The 20,122-nt window shown below is 31.6% G+C and carries 18 protein-coding genes; 3 read left to right on the top strand and 15 right to left on the bottom strand.

Annotation, left to right across the window (positions count from 1 at the left end):
• Window positions 1-16: 16 nt before the first annotated feature.
• Window positions 17-1,204 (bottom strand): ISL3 family transposase, encoded by a 1,188-nt coding sequence (locus ACE193_RS18195; protein WP_375558606.1) that lies wholly within the window; start codon window positions 1,202-1,204, stop codon window positions 17-19.
• 235 nt (window positions 1,205-1,439) lie between these two features.
• Here ACE193_RS18195 and ACE193_RS18190 point away from each other — a divergent pair, with 235 nt between their 5' ends.
• Window positions 1,440-1,850, top strand: a complete 411-nt coding sequence (locus ACE193_RS18190) for an START-like domain-containing protein (RefSeq protein ID WP_375559646.1) — start codon at window positions 1,440-1,442, stop codon at window positions 1,848-1,850.
• A 128-nt stretch (window positions 1,851-1,978) separates the two neighbouring features.
• On the opposite strand, the gene ACE193_RS18185 is transcribed toward ACE193_RS18190, so the two are convergent.
• On the bottom strand, window positions 1,979-3,034 hold the full coding sequence (locus ACE193_RS18185; RefSeq protein WP_375559645.1) for a glycosyltransferase family 9 protein: 1,056 nt from the start codon (window positions 3,032-3,034) through the stop codon (window positions 1,979-1,981).
• Between the two features lie 365 nt (window positions 3,035-3,399).
• On the opposite strand from ACE193_RS18185, the gene ACE193_RS18180 reads away from it, so the two are divergent.
• A complete protein-coding gene (locus ACE193_RS18180) occupies window positions 3,400-5,106 on the top strand; it encodes a S8 family peptidase (RefSeq protein WP_375559644.1) in 1,707 nt (568 codons plus the stop codon).
• A gap of 189 nt (window positions 5,107-5,295) precedes the next feature.
• On the opposite strand, the gene ACE193_RS18175 is transcribed toward ACE193_RS18180, so the two are convergent.
• The 10 genes from ACE193_RS18175 to ACE193_RS18130 all read right to left on the bottom strand — a co-directional run bounded on the left by ACE193_RS18175 (window position 5,296) and on the right by ACE193_RS18130 (window position 15,945).
• Window positions 5,296-6,066: a CRISPR-associated endoribonuclease Cas6 gene (locus ACE193_RS18175; protein ID WP_375559643.1), complete on the bottom strand. Its 771-nt coding sequence runs from the start codon at window positions 6,064-6,066 to the stop codon at window positions 5,296-5,298.
• A 273-nt stretch (window positions 6,067-6,339) separates the two neighbouring features.
• Complete coding sequence (locus ACE193_RS18170) at window positions 6,340-7,521, bottom strand: methylmalonyl-CoA mutase family protein (RefSeq protein WP_375559642.1); 1,182 nt, start codon at window positions 7,519-7,521, stop codon at window positions 6,340-6,342.
• 198 nt (window positions 7,522-7,719) lie between these two features.
• Entirely contained in the window at window positions 7,720-8,166 is a 447-nt protein-coding gene (locus ACE193_RS18165) for an SRPBCC family protein (protein ID WP_375559641.1), read from the bottom strand.
• A gap of 12 nt (window positions 8,167-8,178) precedes the next feature.
• A complete protein-coding gene (gene purQ / locus ACE193_RS18160) occupies window positions 8,179-8,874 on the bottom strand; it encodes a phosphoribosylformylglycinamidine synthase subunit PurQ (protein WP_375559640.1) in 696 nt (231 codons plus the stop codon).
• A 266-nt stretch (window positions 8,875-9,140) separates the two neighbouring features.
• On the bottom strand, window positions 9,141-10,535 hold the full coding sequence (locus ACE193_RS18155) for a tetratricopeptide repeat protein (protein WP_375559639.1): 1,395 nt from the start codon (window positions 10,533-10,535) through the stop codon (window positions 9,141-9,143).
• A gap of 157 nt (window positions 10,536-10,692) precedes the next feature.
• Entirely contained in the window at window positions 10,693-11,346 is a 654-nt protein-coding gene (locus ACE193_RS18150) for an ABC transporter ATP-binding protein (protein WP_375559638.1), read from the bottom strand.
• 122 nt (window positions 11,347-11,468) lie between these two features.
• Window positions 11,469-13,049 (bottom strand): M56 family metallopeptidase, encoded by a 1,581-nt coding sequence (locus ACE193_RS18145; protein ID WP_375559637.1) that lies wholly within the window; start codon window positions 13,047-13,049, stop codon window positions 11,469-11,471.
• A gap of 99 nt (window positions 13,050-13,148) precedes the next feature.
• The gene (locus ACE193_RS18140) at window positions 13,149-13,529 is read right to left on the bottom strand and encodes a BlaI/MecI/CopY family transcriptional regulator (RefSeq protein ID WP_375559636.1); all 381 of its coding nucleotides are present in this window, start codon (window positions 13,527-13,529) and stop codon (window positions 13,149-13,151) included.
• Window positions 13,530-13,804: 275 nt separating this feature from the next.
• Complete coding sequence (locus ACE193_RS18135) at window positions 13,805-14,491, bottom strand: hypothetical protein (RefSeq protein ID WP_375559635.1); 687 nt, start codon at window positions 14,489-14,491, stop codon at window positions 13,805-13,807.
• 116 nt (window positions 14,492-14,607) lie between these two features.
• The gene (locus tag ACE193_RS18130) at window positions 14,608-15,945 is read right to left on the bottom strand and encodes a flavin monoamine oxidase family protein (protein ID WP_375559634.1); all 1,338 of its coding nucleotides are present in this window, start codon (window positions 15,943-15,945) and stop codon (window positions 14,608-14,610) included.
• A gap of 219 nt (window positions 15,946-16,164) precedes the next feature.
• Here ACE193_RS18130 and ACE193_RS18125 point away from each other — a divergent pair, with 219 nt between their 5' ends.
• Entirely contained in the window at window positions 16,165-16,941 is a 777-nt protein-coding gene (locus ACE193_RS18125) for a lysostaphin resistance A-like protein (protein WP_375559633.1), read from the top strand.
• Window positions 16,942-17,016: 75 nt separating this feature from the next.
• Here ACE193_RS18125 and ACE193_RS18120 read toward each other — a convergent pair whose 3' ends face one another.
• The 3 genes from ACE193_RS18120 to ACE193_RS18110 form a co-directional block, all read right to left on the bottom strand.
• Window positions 17,017-18,201, bottom strand: coding sequence for a cytochrome-c peroxidase (locus tag ACE193_RS18120; protein WP_375559632.1), 1,185 nt, complete (start codon window positions 18,199-18,201; stop codon window positions 17,017-17,019).
• Window positions 18,202-18,303: 102 nt separating this feature from the next.
• Window positions 18,304-19,320 carry a S41 family peptidase gene (locus ACE193_RS18115; RefSeq protein ID WP_375559631.1) on the bottom strand — a complete coding sequence of 339 codons (1,017 nt, stop codon included), beginning with the start codon at window positions 19,318-19,320 and terminating at the stop codon, window positions 18,304-18,306.
• Complete coding sequence (locus ACE193_RS18110) at window positions 19,296-20,090, bottom strand: hypothetical protein (protein WP_375559630.1); 795 nt, start codon at window positions 20,088-20,090, stop codon at window positions 19,296-19,298. The genes ACE193_RS18115 and ACE193_RS18110 overlap by 25 nt, the downstream gene beginning before the upstream one ends.
• Window positions 20,091-20,122: the final 32 nt, after the last annotated feature.

The raw sequence follows: 20,122 nt of genomic DNA, 5'->3' as shown, positions 1-20,122 counted from the left end.
TCCGACTTTTTAGCGATTATATGAATTTGACTATCATTCTCAATCTAAAATTTTGAAAGTTTCTAAACCCATACCCACTCCTTTTGAGGGTCTTAATTTTATTATTAATTCCCTCTACTATTCCGTTAGAATATCTATCTTTGAAGAAATTAATAATATCATTTTTCCAAGAATTAAACGTATTTATAAATCTATTTAGAGCCTTATGATTTATTTTTTGAGCTTCTTCTATCCATTGGTCTAGTAGTTTTTTAGCTTCTTGTTTACTCAAATCAGTATTAAATATATTTTGTAATTCCACTTTCATAAAATACACCTGTCTAAGCGTTGAGCTAAACCTAAACGCTTTAAGTAAAACTCGTCTTTCTTTATAAGTAAGGTCTTTCCATGCCTTGTATAAAAGCCATTTTATTTGCTTGAAATGAACGTTTTTATCATCTTTTCGTCGTAATTCTTTACGAATGCTATCTAGCACTTTATTACAATGCTGAAAAAAATGAAAGCGATCTATTACTACATCAGCGTTAGGAAATACTTCTTTTGCTGTATTTGAAAATCCCTCCCACATATCACAAGAAAATACTTCTATACTAGTACAAAAAACTTCGCCTTTGGATAAAAAATAGGCTTTTAAATACTCTTTATTACGGTATTCTAAAATATCCCAAACTTGACCTGTATCTAAATCTACTAAAACAACAGCATATTCCTTTTTTCCTTTTTTGTAAGCAAATTCATCAATACCTAAACGTCGAGGAAAATAATCTAGGTGTTTTTTTATCTCACGTTTACTATAGGTTTTAAAAATACCATCTAAAACATCCCAAAGTATGTTTTCTCGGATAGCTACTTCTTTGAAACTGCTATCTTTCAAACATAAATAAAGATATTTTTCCAAACGATGAGTTTGATTTTTTTGCTTAGAAACAAAACTAAAAACTTCTTGAAAGTAACGAGTACAATCTTGACAATGAAATTGACGAGAAGTTAAGTGTAAATAAACCTCTTTGTCTAAAATATTTCGGTCACGAACAATACGTTCTGAAGTAGAAGTCACTTTATTGCACTTTTTCAAGCAATTAGGACAAATAGAATCGGCTAAATTACTTTCTCCATAAATAGTTAAGCGAAGTGGAGAAGATTCTATTTTCGTTACTGAAAAATCTGAAAAACCTAATAAAATTGCTATTGTGTTAGTATCCATAGAAAGGCTAAATTAAGAAATTATCGCTAAATTGTCGGAAGAACCAAAATATCTAAGACACTTAAAATTACTTAGTTCCAAAAAATAATCTCAAAATGCAATGACAAAAGCAAATATATTTCTCAAATAAAATAAATCCAGTATATTAGGCACTTATTCACTATTAGTCTCCAATTAGAAAAAAATAAACTGACATCTTTAAAATACTCCACAATAACAATACAACCTAATAAAAATGAGTAAATTCGAATATAACGCTGAATATGAAATACGTGCTGCTGTCAAAATGATTTATCCTTTTATTGCCTCTCCACAGGGTTTGGAAGAATGGTTTGCTGACAGAGTAGAAGTTTTAAATGATAAATTTTTAAATATCCACTGGGACAACGAACAACACATGGCAAAGATAGTTTCACAGAGAACTAACTCTATGATTCGTTATCAGTTTGTAGAAAACATGGAAGAAGACAAAATTAGAAAAAAGAAAAAAGATGCTAATTTCTTAGAACTCAAACTCAATTATAGCGAACTAACAGACACGACTTATTTATTAATTACAGATTATTCAGAAATGAATGATGAAGAAGTGTTGGAAGAACTTTGGGATGGACTTGTAGAAACGCTTAGAGAAAAACTAGGAGCTTAAAAAAGTTTAAAATTTAATAAACCCAATCCAACCTATAAAAATTATTGTTTTTTCCCACGAATAAAATCGTGGGTTTTATTATTTACCCTACTTAAATAATTTGTATTACTGCTTACCTTTAATTTTTCTTAAATCTCTAAACTACTCTTAACATAAGAAAAAACTCTTTTAGGAGATATTGTCTTAATACTTTTTTGGTAATGGGCAACAATAGTAGAAGAGTTTTCTCTTGACAAAAACCATTCTCCAATACGTTGATAAGGATGTTGTTTTTCCCATCCCCAAACACTAATATAGTTTCCTTCCAACATTTGTGCAGCATGTGAAGGACCACAATCATTAGCAACTGTTACTTGACATTGTTTCAAAATAGAAATAAGTTGGGGTATTTCTGCATTTTTAAAAACCTGAAACTGATTTGATGAAAGTTCTTTTTCGATAAATGGTAAATCTTCATCTTCTGCCGAACCTACCAAAAAAACAAAATTAGTAGATGGTTTTTCTTTCAAAATAAGTTTTGCTAAAGCGATAAAGTTTTGAATTCCCCAGCGTTTGTGTTCTCCTTCTCCTCCTCCAATAAGCAAACAAATTTGGTTTTCTGCTTCATTGAGTTTAATTTTTGAGATTGAAAAAAGTGTATTCTCCTCTTCATTCTCTTTCTTACTGATAGACAAACTGCTATCTAAGTTTTTGAAGTCTTCAAATTTTATTTCTGGTATTTCATACAAATTTTGTTTTTCCAAAAGTTCTTCCAAAACTCTCAAATACAACAAAGCACGATAACAAGAAGTATCATTAAAAATAGAATGTTGATAAACAGATTTTTGCCACTTACTAGAAACAACTCCTATTCTAAATTTTGCACCACTTGCAGCCGATAATAAATGTGTGACTTCGGATTGATGACGCAAATTAATTAATAAATCAGGCGAAAAAGAGCGCAAACTTCGAAGCGTTCTTGTGTAGGATTTTGATTTATGATATAACTCTATTTCATCAGCTAGATTATTATTTAAAATAAGATTACTTGTTCCTGTTGGCGACCATATTTTTATTTTTGCGTGAGGAAAAACTTCCCTAAGTAATAAAAAAAATGGAAACTGAACCAGTATTGCACCAAAAAATGGCTTATTAGGCGCAAAAATGGCTATTTTTTGAATTGTTGTAGGATTTATTTTTTTCATAACAAATAATTAAAACAGAAACTTAGAATGCAACAAAGGTAAAAAATTGCTTCTAAAATTACGTATCTATTTGATAACAGGATAAATAAAAAAATAAAAAGCAAACAGCGAAAGAGTAATAAAAAAAAGTCTTAATTGTTGAAATGATTTAAAAATCTTTTTTTCTTTATACAAAAACCTTGTCAATGCTTGAATATCAATCAAATTTATAATTCCATTAAAAATAAATAAGTGTTATCTTTGTAATTGTACAATTCAGACTTTGGCAAATACTATTATTAGCAAAATATCATTCTGTTTTTTTCAAAAAAAATAAAAACACTTTTATTTTACCTCTTATTTTTCAAACTAACATAAAATCATCTATGAAATTAAAAATATCAAAAAAACCATTATTTATAATATTACTTATTCTTTTTAGTACAGGCTTTTCTTATACAAGTTTTGCTCAAACTACCGAACGTGTAGTTTATTTTAAAGATAAAAATGGAACAACTTTTTCTATCAGTCGTCCTTTAGAATTCCTTACTCAAAAATCAGTTGATAGAAGAACTAAACAAGGAATTGCCATAACAGAGCAAGATTTGCCTGTCAATACTGATTATCTTTCTCAAATAAAAAATTTGGGGGCAGAAGTACCATATTCTATAAAATGGTTTAATGCAGCCATTGTAAAAGCAGATGATGCTACATTTATAGAAATCGAAAACCTCTCTTTTGTAGATAGAGTAACTAAAGTAGCTACACACTCTGACCCAAATCGAATAGCTAGAATTTCAGCTACCTGTGATATAGATACAGAAGAAGAAATTTGCCAAGAGTTTGATATAAATAAAGTTACTGATATAGAAAATACAGATGACAACGAAGAAAACTTTGATTATGGAAATTCTTTAGCTCAAATTCAAATGCTTGGAGTGGATAGAATGCACGAACAAGGTTATTTAGGACAAGGTATTCATATTGCTGTTTTGGATGGTGGTTTTATTAATGCAAATACACTTTCTGCATTTTCTCATGCTGATATTCCGTTTGTGTATGATGTAGTTGGAAATGGACAAAATGTATATCAAGGATCTAATCACGGTACAAAAGTACTTTCTACTATGCTCTCAAAAGCAGAAGGAGAAATTATTGGAACGGCTCCAGAAGCAACATATTATTTATTTAGAACTGAAGATACAACACGAGAGTTTCCTATCGAAGAAGCATTTTGGGTAGTAGGTGCAGAAAAAGCAGATAGTTTGGGAGTAGATATTATTCAAACTTCATTAGGCTATTCTAATTTTGAGAATCCTATTTATGATTATTCAATCGCAGATTTGGATGGAAATACGGCTATGATTTCTAAGGCTGCTGAGTTTTCGGCACAAAAAGGAATTGTGGTTGTTACAAGTGCTGGCAATAGTGGAAACTCATCTTGGAGAAAAATATCATTTCCTGCTGATGCACCTTCTGTTTTGGCTGTTGGTGCTGTGGACAGAAATAAACAAGTAGGTAATTTTTCTTCTCGTGGAAATACGGCTGATGGAAGAGTAAAACCTGATGTAATGGCAATGGGAGTAGGAACAACACTTTGGACTGACCAAAATAGACTCGGTGCTGGAAACGGAACTTCGTATGCAGCTCCTTTAATGGCTGGTTTAGTGGCTGGTTTTATGCAAAAAAATCCTAACTTATCTCAAGCTGAAGTAGTTGATGCATTTCGTAGTGCTGGTGATAATTATACTACTCCGAATGTAGATTATGGCTACGGAATCCCTACTTTTCAAGTTCTTACAGGTGAGGTCGTTTTAGGAATAAATGAAGATTTGACTAATCAAGATACTCAAATTCGTATTTTTCCTAATCCAGTAGCAGATATTTTGCATATAGAAATTGATGAGAAATTATTTATCAATAACGAAATACTCAATCTTCATATCTATAATTTACAAGGACAATTAATTTTAACAGAAGCATTGAAGTCTAATAAAAAAGAAATTGCTTTTCCTGCTGCTCCAAAAGGAATTTATATTGTACATATAGAAGGAGAAAATTATCAAGGAACAATCAAGATTTTGAAAGATTAATCTTTGGTTTTATCTATCATTGTGATAATAAAAAAGACACTTCAATTTTTTGAAGTGTCTTTTTTATTATTTCAGAAATGAGTAAAGTATATGACCATTTTTTAGAATTTAGCAAAATACTTTAATTTGGTCAGTTTCAATACAAACCAAGTTTATATCAATATTTTTATTTATTAAAAAGCAAGAAAATTATGACTTCTTATTTTCTTCTGTTACACCATATTTTCCATAAGATTGTGTACGTTGTGTAGGGTCGCTATGGGCAAAGTCTAGCATTCCAAATCCATAATCAGTATATTCTCCCAAACCACAATTACAAATAAAATTCTGAACTTGTGGGTGTGCATACAACACAAAAGGAAATGTATAACCCCTTACCTCTACTTCACTTCCCTGTCCTTCAAGTGGATAAATACGAGCAAATTTCTTTTCTTCTTGCTGTATTTTTTCCAAATAACGACGGTCAGGAACAAGCTGAAACTTATAAAACTCTGCCATTTCGGTATCTGTGTAGTGTCCAGATTCTTCCATACGAGTAAGTGTGGAATCATAAAGAAGGTCAGAAAATTTGTCCATACTTGGTACAATAAATTCTTTTGTATCTCTATGAAAACGAGGACTAGAAACCACCAACGGAGAAATACAAATATACTTTGTCATCTCTCGCTGTTCGGGCATAAGCTCTTGCTCTACTGCTTCAGGAACTAATTCTAATTCCCCAATTTGTATATGTTCTCTACTAAAAAGACTATCCAAAAGTTCATCAATTACTTCAGTACGAAGTGCAGACAAAACCAGTGTAACTTTTCTAGAACAGTAATGCAAACCTTTTCGGCTCACTCGTGTCTGCCCTTTCAATCCAGAAAAATTATAAAAAAGATTATCATCTACTCCAAAAGAAGTATCTGTAAGTAAGTCTTTTATAAATCCCGAAAAAAGGTGTTGGTGATAGAAGGGCAATACTGCGCCTCTATTCCGTAAATCAAATATTATTCGAACTCTCAAAATCCAACAGTTTAAAAAATGGTTGAAATAAAAAAATAAAGTAAGTCTGTATAGTGAACTTTATGTAAGCATTTTTGTTTGACAAAAATTTGCTTTCTAATTTACAATTAAAATTTATTTATCATAATAAATAAAATTCACATTGATAATACAACTAAAAAATAAAATAATTATATAAAAATACGTAGATTTAAAATTCACAGTTTTTCTGTAATTACATAATCTTTGCTATTTTTTAATATTATCTTGAAATTTTTGCCATGAAGCAGCAATCAATTTGTCAGTCATTTGTTCACAATAATATGAACCTGAAATTGGGTCAGCAGTTGCATCTATAAAAGATTCTTCACAAAGCATAATCGAAACATTACGAGCGATACGGTTTGCCCAAATTTTTGAATTTTGATTTTGATGTGAAACTACACTTAGTGCATTTGTTCCACCCAAAATACACGAAAAAGCCTGTGTCGTATTTCTGATTAAATTCCAGTTTTCATCTTGCAAACTCTTCTCATCTGTCCCTTGTGTAGTAACAGAATGAATATAAGGTTTTGAATCTACTTCATACAAATCGTACATTTGATTCAAAAGCCAAGTCAAAGCACGTATTTTTGCAATCGTAACGAAAAAACTATCTGTAGCTTCGACTACAAATTCAATGTTTTGTAGTATAGATTTGTTTGATTTATCAACTAAAGTCTTTACTTCAAAAAGAATATCAGCAATATTTTGAGCTTCATCTTTCTCATTTTTCACATACAATGAAATAGGATGAAATTTACATTTAATATCTGTATCCAAAATAAAATCTAATGTTTCTTTAGAAAACTCTATATTTTTATTGTGTAAAACTCCTCCAGTAAGTAAGCTAATATCAAACCCTTTTTGACGAGCATAGTCTGTATATTGCTTCGAAAAATCCTTTATATCTTTTTCATTCTTTATATTTATTTGAAAACTTACAGCACAATAAGGCAAAGCTACTTCAAAGAGTAAGTTTTCAAATACTTTCTCATCAAAACTACTCCATTCTATACTTTGTAAATCCAAACAAACACCTTCTGCTCCACTCATCAAAGTTTGACGAATTTCTTTATTTACTCGTTCTACTTCTTTTTTTTCTAAAGAATTAATCTTTATAAAAGGCTGATTGTACCAAAAACGAGGCTTGGAAACAGGTTCGTTTAAAGCAATTTGATTATTTTGAAGAATCTCTAAATATGAAAAGTCAGAATTATTCTCTTCATTTTTGGTATAATAAGGTTCAACAGAAATTCCTTCTGAAAACTCCCACTCCAAATCTTGATATGGTTTTCCTTTCAAAAACTTAGTAGCCGTTTCTAGCCATTGTTTTTTTAAAGATTCTGAATTCTCTTTTTTACTTTGATTTTCAAAATTATCTACAAACATACTTAGTGATTAGTTTTTCAATGATTAGTGATTAATGAATACAAAATACTATAGTACTGGACTGGGTGCTAAATCGTCGGTGGGGACACCGACAATGGCGAGGGTTTTATTTAAAAAGCTCTTTTTTGCCGTTGTTGGTGTCCTCACCAACGACAATATTTTTCATGTCCAGTACTTTAAAAAAATACTCAATTCCTATTAATTTGCTTCTACAAATTTCTTCAAATCTTGGTTCATTACCTCAAATCCTTTTCCTACCAAAGTAGGCAACATAAACTTTATAAATGGAATGATAAAACCTTCATATTCTTCTCTATGAATAAAAAGAACTTCACTTTCAGATTTTTCTTCTATCTCAAAAATATGTGTGGGAGCAAAAAACCATTGAGCAACCATGTAGCCATTCCAAGCAAGTGTTTTATGAGGAATATTTCGACAAATTGTACCATCAAAAGTAATTGGTAAACCTGCAGGAGGAAACATTTTGGCTTCTACTTTCCCACCTACAGTCGAACTTCCTTCTATTTTTTTGATAAAAGTATTCCAAGAAGGATATTTTTGAAAATCTAAAAGTGCATTCCAAATCTTTTCTTTAGAAGCATTTATCGTGATTTCTGTATAAACTTGAGGTAATTTTTTAGACATTTTATAGTAGTATTAAACTTGCCCAACAAGCTGTAAAATAGATTCAAAAATTACTCTTCCATCTGTATTTCCCAAGATAGCATCGGCTGCACGTTCTGGATGAGGCATCATTCCAAAAACATTTCTTTCTTTATTGCAAATACCTGCAATATTCATTGCCGAACCATTCGGACAACTATCATCGGTAACTCTAGCATCCCCATCACAATAACGAAATAAAATTTGGTCATTAGCAATCAAGCTATTTAAGTCTTTATCAGATGCATAATAACGTCCTTCTGCATGAGCAATCGGAATTTTATAGGCTTTTGCTGGATCTGTATTTTGAGTAATCAAACTATTTTGAGAAGTAGCTTGAAGGAATACATTTTTACAGTTAAATTTCTGATTATTGTTGCGTAATAATGCTCCTGGTAATAAATGTGCTTCTGTCAGAATCTGGAAACCATTACAAATTCCTAAAACATACCCTCCATTTTCAGCGTGTTTTATCACTTCATTCATGATAGGTGAAAAACGGGCAATCGCACCCGAACGCAAATAATCTCCATACGAAAATCCTCCTGGAACAACAATAAAATCACAACCTTCAAGGTCGGTACTTTTGTGCCAAAGTTTGACAGTTTCTTGTTTGAAAGTATCTTTAAGAACAGAATATACGTCGTGGTCGCAATTTGAACCTGGGAAAACAATAACTCCGAATTTCATAGAAAAAATGGATAAAATGATGTGGATTTTATTTTGCTAGTGTGTTTGTTGGTGTCGCTACGCTAAAATACCAACAAAGGCTGTGAACTACTACAACAAAACAGGGTTAAAACCCTGTTCAATTAAAAAGAAATTATTTTGCAAAAATTCTTTTTCACAAAAATACATATTTTATCAAGGATTGCCAATGTGTTTTTATTCTTTCGAAAAAGAAAAGGGATTTGATGAATCCCTCCCTATGTTTTTATATTTTTCCTAGAAGAAAATTAATTTTCTAATTGCTCAATTATTTGATAGATTGCTTTTTGAGTATTCAAGTCAGTAAAAAATTCTAAAATATAATTTTTATCTTCTGGTGCTATCAAAATAGCATTTTCAAGAGCCATAACAGCAGCTTTATATTTTCCTCCTCCCATCAAATAGGCAACATAACGATACAATAGTTCAGCAGAATCTGGAATAATTTCTAGTGCTTCTTCTGCAATCGCAATGGCTTTTTCAAACCACTCTTCTTTGTAATAAACATGTGACCATTCTAACCAAACATCTATATTTTCACTCATTAGGCGTGAAGCATGGTCATAGGCTTCCATGCACGAAATCATATTTCCGAGTTGGTACTCACAACGACCTTTTCCAAACCATGCACGTCCAAAATTTTTGTTATTTCGAAGTGATTTCTGATAAAAATGTACGGCTTCTTTCCAGCGTTCTTGCTCTTCCATGCACTCAGCCACACCAAAAGCAGCCATTTCGTACTCTTGGTCAAGCTCTAAGGCTTTTCTATAAAAATTGAGAGCTTCGGCAAATCTATCTAGTTTTTGATAAGCAGCTCCAATATGTGTGTATAGTTCGGCTGTTGGACGTTCTAATTTTGAGGTTTCGATAAAACAATCTAATGCTTCTCCATATTGCCCTAAATTCATGTGGCAATTTCCTTTATTAAAAAAAGCAGAAGAAAAGCCCTCTTCAATAAGTGAAGCATAATCATACGACACAATAGCATCTCTATAAAGAGACAAACGAGTTTGAATAAGAGCTAAATTATACCACGCTTCAGCAGAATAAGGATCGTTATCGATGAATTGCTTATAAAAAACAATACTTCCTTCTAAATCATCTAATTCATCATAACAGAAAGCTAATTCGTATAAAGCCTCTTTATGTCCTTTATTTTGGAGTAAAGTTTCTTTATAAAACTCAATAGCTTTTTTGAGGTCGTTTTTGGCTTGATAGCAACTTGCTATTTGATACAAAACTTCGTCTTTTTCATCTGTAAAAGGCAATATTTTATGATAAATCTTGGCAGCTTCATCAAATTTAAAGCATTCTTGAAAAATCCATGCTTTTGTTACCTGCACCTCAATTTCTGAAGGCTGTAATGCTTCGGCTTCTTCGATGGTAGATTGAGCCTTATCAAAATCATTATTGATAAGATGCGCTCGTGCTTCTTCGACAATAAAATTGACTGAAAAAGGATGTTGAGAACGTGCAATATCACACACTGAAAATAACCTTTCGATATTTCCTGTCTTGCGATAATGTTCTAAAAGAAATTCATACGTATCGATTTCAAAGAAAAAAGTTTCTCCTTCTGCCATCAAACGTTCAAATTCTAGTATCGAAATGCTTGGTTCTTCTCTTCTTGAGTTGCTTATCATTTTATTCAATTACGAATTAAAAATTACGGATTATGGTAAATTCAATTACAGATTAGAAATAGTGTAAATTAAACATTACACCTTCGTTTGCATTAAATATATACAATTACAAATTACAAAAAAAATCGTTTACAAAAAATAAAATTCGTAATTAGAGTTATGCAACAACTAATCCTTTTTGCAAAACTATTTCTCTATCTGCCATTTTTGCCAGTTCAGGGTTATGTGTAACAATAACGAACGTTTGGCTAAATTCTTCTCTTAATGTAAAAAAAAGTTTGTGCAGTTCATCTGCATTTTTACTATCAAGGTTTCCACTAGGTTCGTCTGCAAAAACTAAGGCTGGGGAATTTATCAATGCTCTTGCGACGGCTACACGCTGCTGTTCACCTCCTGAAAGCTCAGAAGGTTTGTGGTCTTTTCTATCCAAAATTCCGAAACGGTCTAAGAGTTCAGCAGCTTTTTTTTCAGCTTCTTTGACAGATTTTTTACCAATAAAAGCAGGCATACAGACATTTTCTAAAGCTGAAAACTCGGGTAGTAAATTATGAAATTGAAAAATAAATCCGATTTCTTGATTTCTGAAAGTAGCTAATTTATTCGATTTTAGTTTCTGAATTTCTACTCCATTGATGATTATTTCGCCTCCATCTGGGGCATCTAGCGTTCCCAAAATATGCAAAAGTGTAGATTTTCCTGCTCCCGAAGAACCTGTAATTGCTACTACTTCTTTTTTGGCAATCGATAAATCAATTCCTTGCAAGACTTCCAATGAACCGTATTTTTTGACTATGTTTTTGGCGATGAGCATAGATGTATTTTTTCTAGTTTTTGTTTTGCAAAGATACAATTACAAAAAAGTGTAAACAAAATTGTTCACACTTTTTTCATTCCCCTTAAATAACTTGTGTTTTTTGGACACAAACTTTTAATTTATCGTTTGAAAGCAATTTCAACATTTTTAGTTTCTGTTCCTTCTTTTTCCATATTAAAATAATAGATTGCCGTTTCTGAAATCGTAAACACTTTAGTCTTTTCATTTGAAGTAGAAGTGAAATCGAAGAGTACTTTGTCTTTATCTTCATTTACTAATTGAGCTTTCATATTTCCCTCTGCAAAAGTAAGTTTATAGCTTGTTCCAGCAGAAAAAACACATGTGTATTCTTCTTTATTTTTCTTGAGGTCATAGACTTTTACTCTTGTAAATCCTTCTGCATCTATTTTAGGTTTTTCGTCTTCTGTTAGCTCACGAGAAGCAATTACTACAGAAATATTCTTTTTATCTTCTGGTAATGTTATTTCTAATTTATATTTTCCAGAAGTAGTACTAAACGATAAATCTCTATCATAGTACTCTTCTTCTTCAGCATAATGATTACGTCCAAATTCTTTACCTTTTTCATCAATCAATTTCATTTCAACTCCTTCATAATTATCAGCAGGAAAAAGACGAATTACATAATTTTTATCCTCTTCTATATTTATATCTAAAGTAGTTGATTTACGAATTTGATACGACTTTTTTGTGGTATATTCTTTTGGAAAAGAACCTGCAAAATCATTATTAGAAACTTCTGAACGCTCCGAAATATCAACATATTCTTTCAAACAACTGGTCATAAAGACACACAAGAAAAGAGCAGGAACGGCAAGCATAATTTTGAGCTTTGCGATTTGGCGAGAAGGCGATTTAGTAATCATAGTTACACGTTTTTTAAGTAATGAATACTGATGAAACTTGGTAACAAAAGGCAGGTTTCTACCTATAAAATGTTGGTTGATTAGAAGATTGAGATACTGCTTTTTATCAGAAAAATGAGTAATCGTTTCTTTATCAGCAAGATACTCATGTGTATCTCTCAATGCTTTTTTGTAGAAATAAATAAGAGGATTGAACCACAAAAGAAGTCCCAAAAACTCAATCAAAAGCAAATCTAATGCGTGTTTTTGTCTGACATGTGCTTTTTCGTGAGCAATAATTTCATTTTGCTCTGACTCTGAGAAATCATTAGTGGCAGAAATAAAAACCCAATTAAAGAAAGAAAAAGGTTCGGTTTCTGATGTCGTTTCTATGAGTGTAAAATGTTGTTTTTTGCTTCTTTTTCCTGTAAAATACAGTTTCAAAATCATTGATAAGCCTAATAAAATTCTAATAAAAATTACCAAAACTCCCAAAGTATAAATCAGAAAAACCCACGTAAAAGGTTCAGAAAAAATACTTGTCGTGGTTTCTGTTGTTGCATTATTTATTGCATCTCCATACGCTAAAAAAATATCAATTTCTGGAACAGTTACAGCTTCTGGATTTTGAAAAAACAATCCTAAAAATTTAGAAATGTTTGAAATATTAAGTGGAAAAAAAGGTAAAATCAACGTCAGTAGCAATGCCAAAACCAAGTATTTTCTATTCAAACCAAAGAAGGTTTCATTTTTCAAGAACAGAAAATAAGGAATATAAAGCAGAACCAAAAACAAACTACATTGCAATAGATAATCAAAAAATAGTAGTTTCATGTAAACAGTGATTAGTGATAAATTATTAGTTAAATTCAGTGTTTTTTTGTTTCACTAAATTATCAGACACTTTGAAGTGTCTGATAATTTGTTTTTCAATTATTTTTTGTTGTCTTTTCTCTCTTCTTCTTTTTCCATCATTTTCATAATGTCGTCTAGCTCGTCAATATCTATTTCTTCTTTTTTGGCAAAAAAGGAAACTAGCTTTTTGAATGAACCATCAAAATATCTATCCAAAACGCTTCTAGTCGCAAATTTTGCATACTCTTCTCGGCTTACTAATGGAAAATACTGATGTGTATTTCCGTAGGCTTTATGTCCGACAAACTTTTTGGTTTCTAATATTCTGATAATTGTCGAAACGGTAGTATAACTTGGCTTTTTGCCTTCAATTTTTTCTATTAATTCTTTTACAAATGCTTTTTCTGCATCCCAAAGGAGTTGCATAATTTTTTCTTCGGCTTTTGTGAGTTCTTGCATAGTGGGTAATTTTATGTCATTGGTAAGGACACCAACAACGGCAGAGGGGAATAAAGATTAAAAATTGAGAAATATTTTTTAAAAAACTGAGTCGCTTTAAAAACAACTAATTCTTTAGTTGATACAAACCTACGATATTAAAACTAAAGAAACAAACTTTACAACTAATCTTTTAGTTATTGTTAAATAATAAAAAACTGAAAGACTAAAAATAGACTTTCAGTTACAATTAAACCGTCGTTGAGGCTTTACCGTCAACGAGGTAAAATAGAAAATTATCTACGCAAAATAATCCCAAAAGAAGCATTCACAAGAGAAGGTTCTTCTTCACTAATAAGTTCTGTTGTTTGGTTCAAAATGCTTTCTGTATTTGGCGAATAAAAATAAGGGGCATAGCCGACATCTACAAAAGGAGATAAAAATAATTTATCACTAAGCGCAAATTCGTAGCCTGTTCTTAGCCCTATATGTCCTCCAATTCCATAAACTCGTGCCATTTCTCCATCAAACTCAAAAGCTTCATCATTAATTTGTCTTCCCAACATTCCACCAATACCAGACAGTTGTAACTCTATATAAAAAGGACTTTCATTTTGTTGATAGTGAAAAATATAACCTAATTTGGCAAAACTTTGATTAAAACTAGAATTAAGTCCATCATTTTCTGCGCTACTTCCAAAACGAGAATAAGACAAACCTATACCGTGAGAAAAATCAGAAGACGAGCCAAAAAGATAAGATAAAGAAAAACCAAAACCGTGAGTAAGTAAAGGCTGTTTTTTCTCCAAAAAAGGACGACTAAAGTTATAGGTTTGAATATTTTGATTCAATAATTTGGAATACAAATAGGTATAACTTACACCAAAACGAAGCTGTTGAGCCATTGATTTTTGGGCTAGAAAAGTAAGGCAAAAAGCAATCAAGAAGATTGATAAACAGGAAAAAACGAATTTATTTTTCATATAATTATTTTTACCTCAACGACGGCAAAGCCTCGTTGACGGTTAGAAAAAGATTTAAAAGTAGAATAAAATAAACCGTCGTTGAGGCGTTGCCGTCAACGAGGATTAGAGAAATATTATTTTTTGACCGTATTTAAAAGATTGATTACTTCTCTATAACCCGTTTCGACTGCACCTTGTACCGATTGATAACCTGTTGCTGCCATCGCCTCTCCTGCAAAAAATAATTTATCGTTTACTGGTTTGGCTGCTTCTTTTCTTGCATCGCCTATGCCTACGCTGCTGTACGAATATGCACCTTTTACAAACGGATTGGTTGTCCAGTTTTCGACGTGAGAATCTATAAAACTTGCTGTTGCTTGTCCTTCATACATCGTGTCTAGTTCTGCTAAAAGTGCATTTACAATCGCTTCATCACTTCCTAAAGCTGTAAGTTCTTCGGCTTGTATGCCCATTACAAACCCTAAAAGCACGTTGTCATTAGCAGATTTTCCTACGCTATCATCTGCATAAGCTGCACAAACTTCTCCTCCGATGATATTTTGTTCGTAAAATCTTGAACTAAATTTCATAAATACTTTCATTCCTGCATCCATTCCAATTTTATTAAAAGCTGCCGTTTGTGCGCTCGGTAAAACAGGAGAAAACTCAATATCTCCGTCTTGTAAAATGGTAATAGGAACGGTAATAATTACTTTATCAGTCGTATAAACGCTATTATTGCTATCTGTAATAGAAATTTTATCAGAAGAATAATCTATTTTTTTGACAATAGTATTCAACTGAATTTTGTCTTTTACATGAACAGCAATTTCTCTATCAATAAAATCAAAAAAGGTTTCTTCAAACTTCAAATCATCATCGCCCGAATTGAGTTTTTCTTCATCAATACCATTGTATTTGGCTGAAAGTCTTGCTGCTGCTGCTCCTTGGTCACCTGCAATATTTTCTACAATATATTTGTATTCTTCTCCAAAGCCTTTTTGAGAGGCATATTCTTGATAAGAAACATCAGGCAAATCTTCGCCACTAAAAATAGAAATATCTTTTGGCAAAGATTCTACAAGCTGATTCTGAAACCAAAAAACAGCTTCGGATTCATCAACCGTAATTTTTGTTTTTGATTTAAGAGCAATATCTCCTAAAATAGTATTTGTTCCGTGCATCCATTGCGCTCCCAAATCAATTGGAAAATTAGCAAATGTATCTAGCTTTCCGACACGTCCACCGTATTTGTTACTTGCCTCCAAAATCTCAAAATCAATTCCTTTTGACTTTAAAACATAAGCTGCATAAAGACCTGCTGCACCTGCGCCAATAATGGTAACTTTTCCATCATAATCTGTTTCTTCAAAAAGCGTATCCTTACTACAAGAAGATAAAAAAGTAGAAGGTAAAAGTAATCCACCTAGAGAAACTAAAGCAGATTGTTTTAAAAAATTTCGTCTGTCCATAAGTTCAAAAATTTGATTGTAAAGTAACGTGGCATATAGATTCTATTTTTAAAAATAATAATGTAATAAAGAATTTTTAATCATAATTAACAAAAAAGACATATAGACAATAGATAGACAGCAGAAAAAAAGTGTGTTTTTTATCAAAAAATCTTATTTTAGTGTAAAATATTCTTTGTTAAATTAAATTACAAAAATCAAATTCTAATTTTAAAAAAGATGAAATCACAATCTCGTTATTTTCAGAAAGAAGCGTTTTTTATCATTTTGATTTTTTTGATAGCTAATTATGTTAGAAGTTGGATTGAAAAACTAACTGGATTTTCTAGCCAAAACTTAGATGAATTATGGCAAAAATTACTCTATGTTTATGGTTGGGAAATTGGAATTATTTTGATTGTCTGTTTGGTTTGGTTTAGGAAAAAGCTGACTACCGAAATTGGATTGAACAACGGATTTTTGAAAGGAATTGAAATTGCTTTTTTGTGTACACTTCCTATGCTTGTAGGCTATTTTTTGATAGGTAATTTCTTACCTCAAAACTTTACTTTTCTCAAAGCCTTATCTAGTTCTGTTTTACCTGCTTTTAGTGAAGAACTGGTATTTCGTGCTTTTTTGTTTGGGCTTTTATTTCGTCGTTTGGAATGGGGGTTTATTCCTGCTGCTTTTGTAAGTGCTTTTGTTTTTGGAATTGGACATCTTTGGCAAGGCAATGATGTATTAGATACATTGGGCGTAATGGCAGTTACTTCGGTTGGTGGAATTTGGTTTGCGTGGCTTTTTACTGAATGGAATTACAATTTATGGTTAGTTATTTTCCTCCATTTATTAATGAATTTGTATTGGGGGATTTTTGAAATAACGAATAACAATGCGCTTGGAGGAATAGATAGCAATATCTTTAGAATTATGACAATCCTAATTTCTATCATTTGGACAATCAGAATGGCTAAAAAACGAAGTCATTTTGAAGTAAATAAACAACGATTATTGTAAAATTGAAGTAGCAAAAAAGCACAATTAGTCAAACAATAATTGTGCTTTGCGTTTTATTATATTTATTTCTATTCTCTATCTAAAAGGATTACTAAACTTTTCATCTTCTACAAATTTCTCATCTGTTAGTGTTTTCAAAAAGGCTACTAATGCATCTTTTTCTTCTTGTGAAAGATTCATTCTTCTTGGGTTTCCTTCTGGGTCTTTTAAAATTATTTCTAAGTTTGGATGTGCTTGTACTCCCGAATTATAATGTTCGATAACCTCTGCCAAAGTAGCAAAACGTCCATCGTGCATGTAAGGCGCACGCAACGCAACATTTCTTAACGAAGGAGTTTTGAAAGTTCCAATATCTTGTGGTCTTCCTGTTGATTCATATACTCCTAAATCTGTTGTCGATTCGGCATCCAAACCATTGTTTGTTGATTTTTGAGGCGTAATAAATGCTTCTGTTCCGTGGCACGTAGTACAACCCAAACCACGCAAAGGAAAAGCATCTAAAAACAACATTTTACCTAAATTTTCTTCTTCCGTAAAGTTACTAAAAGGCTCTGTCGCTCTATTTACACCAGCTCTTCCAATATCGTATTTGCTCTCATAACTGACCAAACTTCTAACAAACTGTGCTAATGATTTCGAAATTCTATCTGTCGTTACTGTTTTATCACCAAAAGCATCTTCAAAAAGTGGCTCATAGTAATCAGCATCTTCAATTCTTGCAATAAGTGTATCCAAAGTAAGTCCCATTTCCACCTCATCTTGGATAGGAAGTAAAACCTGTTCTTCTAAAGTAGCTGCTCTCTCATCCCAAAAAAAAGTTCCTTTTCCATAAAAACGAGCATTTGTAAGTCCCATCGAATGCCTACGAGTATTTCCTCCCTCAAAACCTTTACTCAAAACTCGTGGGTCTGAAAATCCTTTATCTTGTACATGACATGAGGCACACGACACTCTACCATTTTTACTTAAATTTTTATCATAAAACAAAACCCTTCCGAGTGTTGCACCTGCATCAGTAATTTGATTTGTAGTTGGTGTATTATCACTATTTAATATCGAATTTTGAGGACCTCCATGTAAATCTGGAGCTGAGAAATGAGCAGGAAAATCAATATTTGAATAATTGAATGGCTCATCAGGGAGATTTAATACTGTATTTTGAGAGTTTGGACTGACCGTTTCTTTTTCTTTACAAGAATAAATCCCTAAAGAAAATAAAAGCAATAAGACGATAGAAACTTTAATTGTTAATTTTTGCATTGAGTAAGTAAATTAGTTGTGCTTGAATTATTTTTACTTTAGATACTGGAAAAGTAAAAAGGTTTAATATAAACGCAAAAATCGGAGATATTTTATAGTTTTTCAAAATAGCTCTAAAGCTCTTTCTAAAATCTCATCACCTACAAAGTCATTTTGTGTTACATAAATATCTGGAGGAATCCCCATGCCATCATAATTAATTCCATCTTTGTCAAAGCATTTTTCAAAAGTAAGCGTATATTTCCAACCATTGAGCATTTCTCTTCCCATTACAGAACCCTGCGAGCCAGCCGTAGTATCTCCAACCACCCAAACTTGATTCAAATTTCTTGCTCCCATTACAAAGCGTTCAGCAGCACTAATACTAAAACGACTTGTCAAGACAACCACAGGCTTTAAAAAGTTTGTTTTTTCATTAGGCTCAATATACCACGTATAAGGCTCATCTAGCTCTGTTTCAGAGATTTTGTTTTGTGTGATATGCCAAATTTGGCTTTCAGAAGTAAGCATACCAAGTAATTTTCCTGCAATGATAGCATTTCCACCATCATTTCCTCTCAAATCAATGATTAAGCCGTCTTTTTCTGAAATACTTTCTATGTATTTTCCAAAAATGGTAGGTAAATTACTGTTTTTATCTCCTTTAAAATTAGAAATATAGAGATAAGCAATGTTTTCTCTATTTTTTATATCTGCCGAAAAAATTTGATTAGAATCCGTTATCAAATTAGAAAGATAAAGCGTTTGAGTGGTTTGTAAATCTATGTTTGATTCATAGCCCAAATTATCTAAAGTATAAAATTCTTTTGAAGGAGAAATAAGTGTGATATGTGGGTCTTGAATAGAAAAAAGTGTTTGTTTACACACTTCAAAAAACTCCTCATCTGTAATTGAATTATTTACTTGAGAAGAATAAATTGTATAGATACTATCCCAGTTTACACCACGATTGTCCAAATTAGCAGCATAAAGCTCTACACTTTGCCAAAGCTCATCAAAAACAGCCTTTTTATCTGTCGGTGATGGTGCAGAATCAATACAACTTATCAAACCTAGTGAGCCAAATAAAACCCACATAAAACCACGAAAAACCTTTAAAATTGATATTCTATTCCACATAATATAGTTGTACTTCGGTTTTTGACTTGTCTAGGAAAGCTTATTTGATAGTAATTTGTATTTGCTTCCACAGACAGAATTATTTTTTTATTTAATTTGAAACGATTAGAAATATTCCAGTTGATACTCTGCCATTCTGAAAAAACAGGTTTGAATTTTCCATATTTTAGTAAAAAATTTCCTTCATAAAAATCTTCCAATAAATTTTCATCTAATGTAATTTCTGTTTTTCGATGAATGAAAGCCAAAAGAGGTAAAGCTATTTGAAGCCTTAATTCTTGATTAGGAAATAAATTAAATTGTGTCATTGCCTTGACATTGAGTGAAGAAAGAAACTCCCAGTTTTGTCCATCTAAGAAGTCATAATTTCTTTCAAAATATGTTGTTTGTAGAGATGTTCCTACATAAAATTTAGTTTTTGGGGTTTGGTATTTATTTAAGTGATATAAAAAATGATAATTAAAATCTACTTTTGTCCAGTTTTCTAAAGAAGTATTAACATCTGATGTAATCGGGTAATTATTTGTAATAGCAGGAAGAATAAGATTACTTTCCAAATAATGAAATGTCTTTGAGCTTTGACGAGAAAAAGAAAAACCAACAGGCAATCCAAAACCAGAATAGACTAAAGGGGAAGCAGCCAAATCTTTATTTTTGATAAAATCAATACCTGCCTTTATTCCTACTGAATAGTTTTTAGAGTCATTTTGTCCGAACGAAAGACTACTACTAAATAGTAGAAATATAATAGTTTGAAGTAAGACTCTCATGATGTCCTTTTTTTTACCTCTGAATGTTGCTA

The organism is Bernardetia aquimarina, from assembly GCF_042180575.1.
In the GTDB taxonomy this organism is placed as follows: domain Bacteria; phylum Bacteroidota; class Bacteroidia; order Cytophagales; family Bernardetiaceae; genus Bernardetia.
Note: the sequence above shows the minus strand (reverse complement) of the source record. Positions and strands in the feature narration are given on the sequence as shown.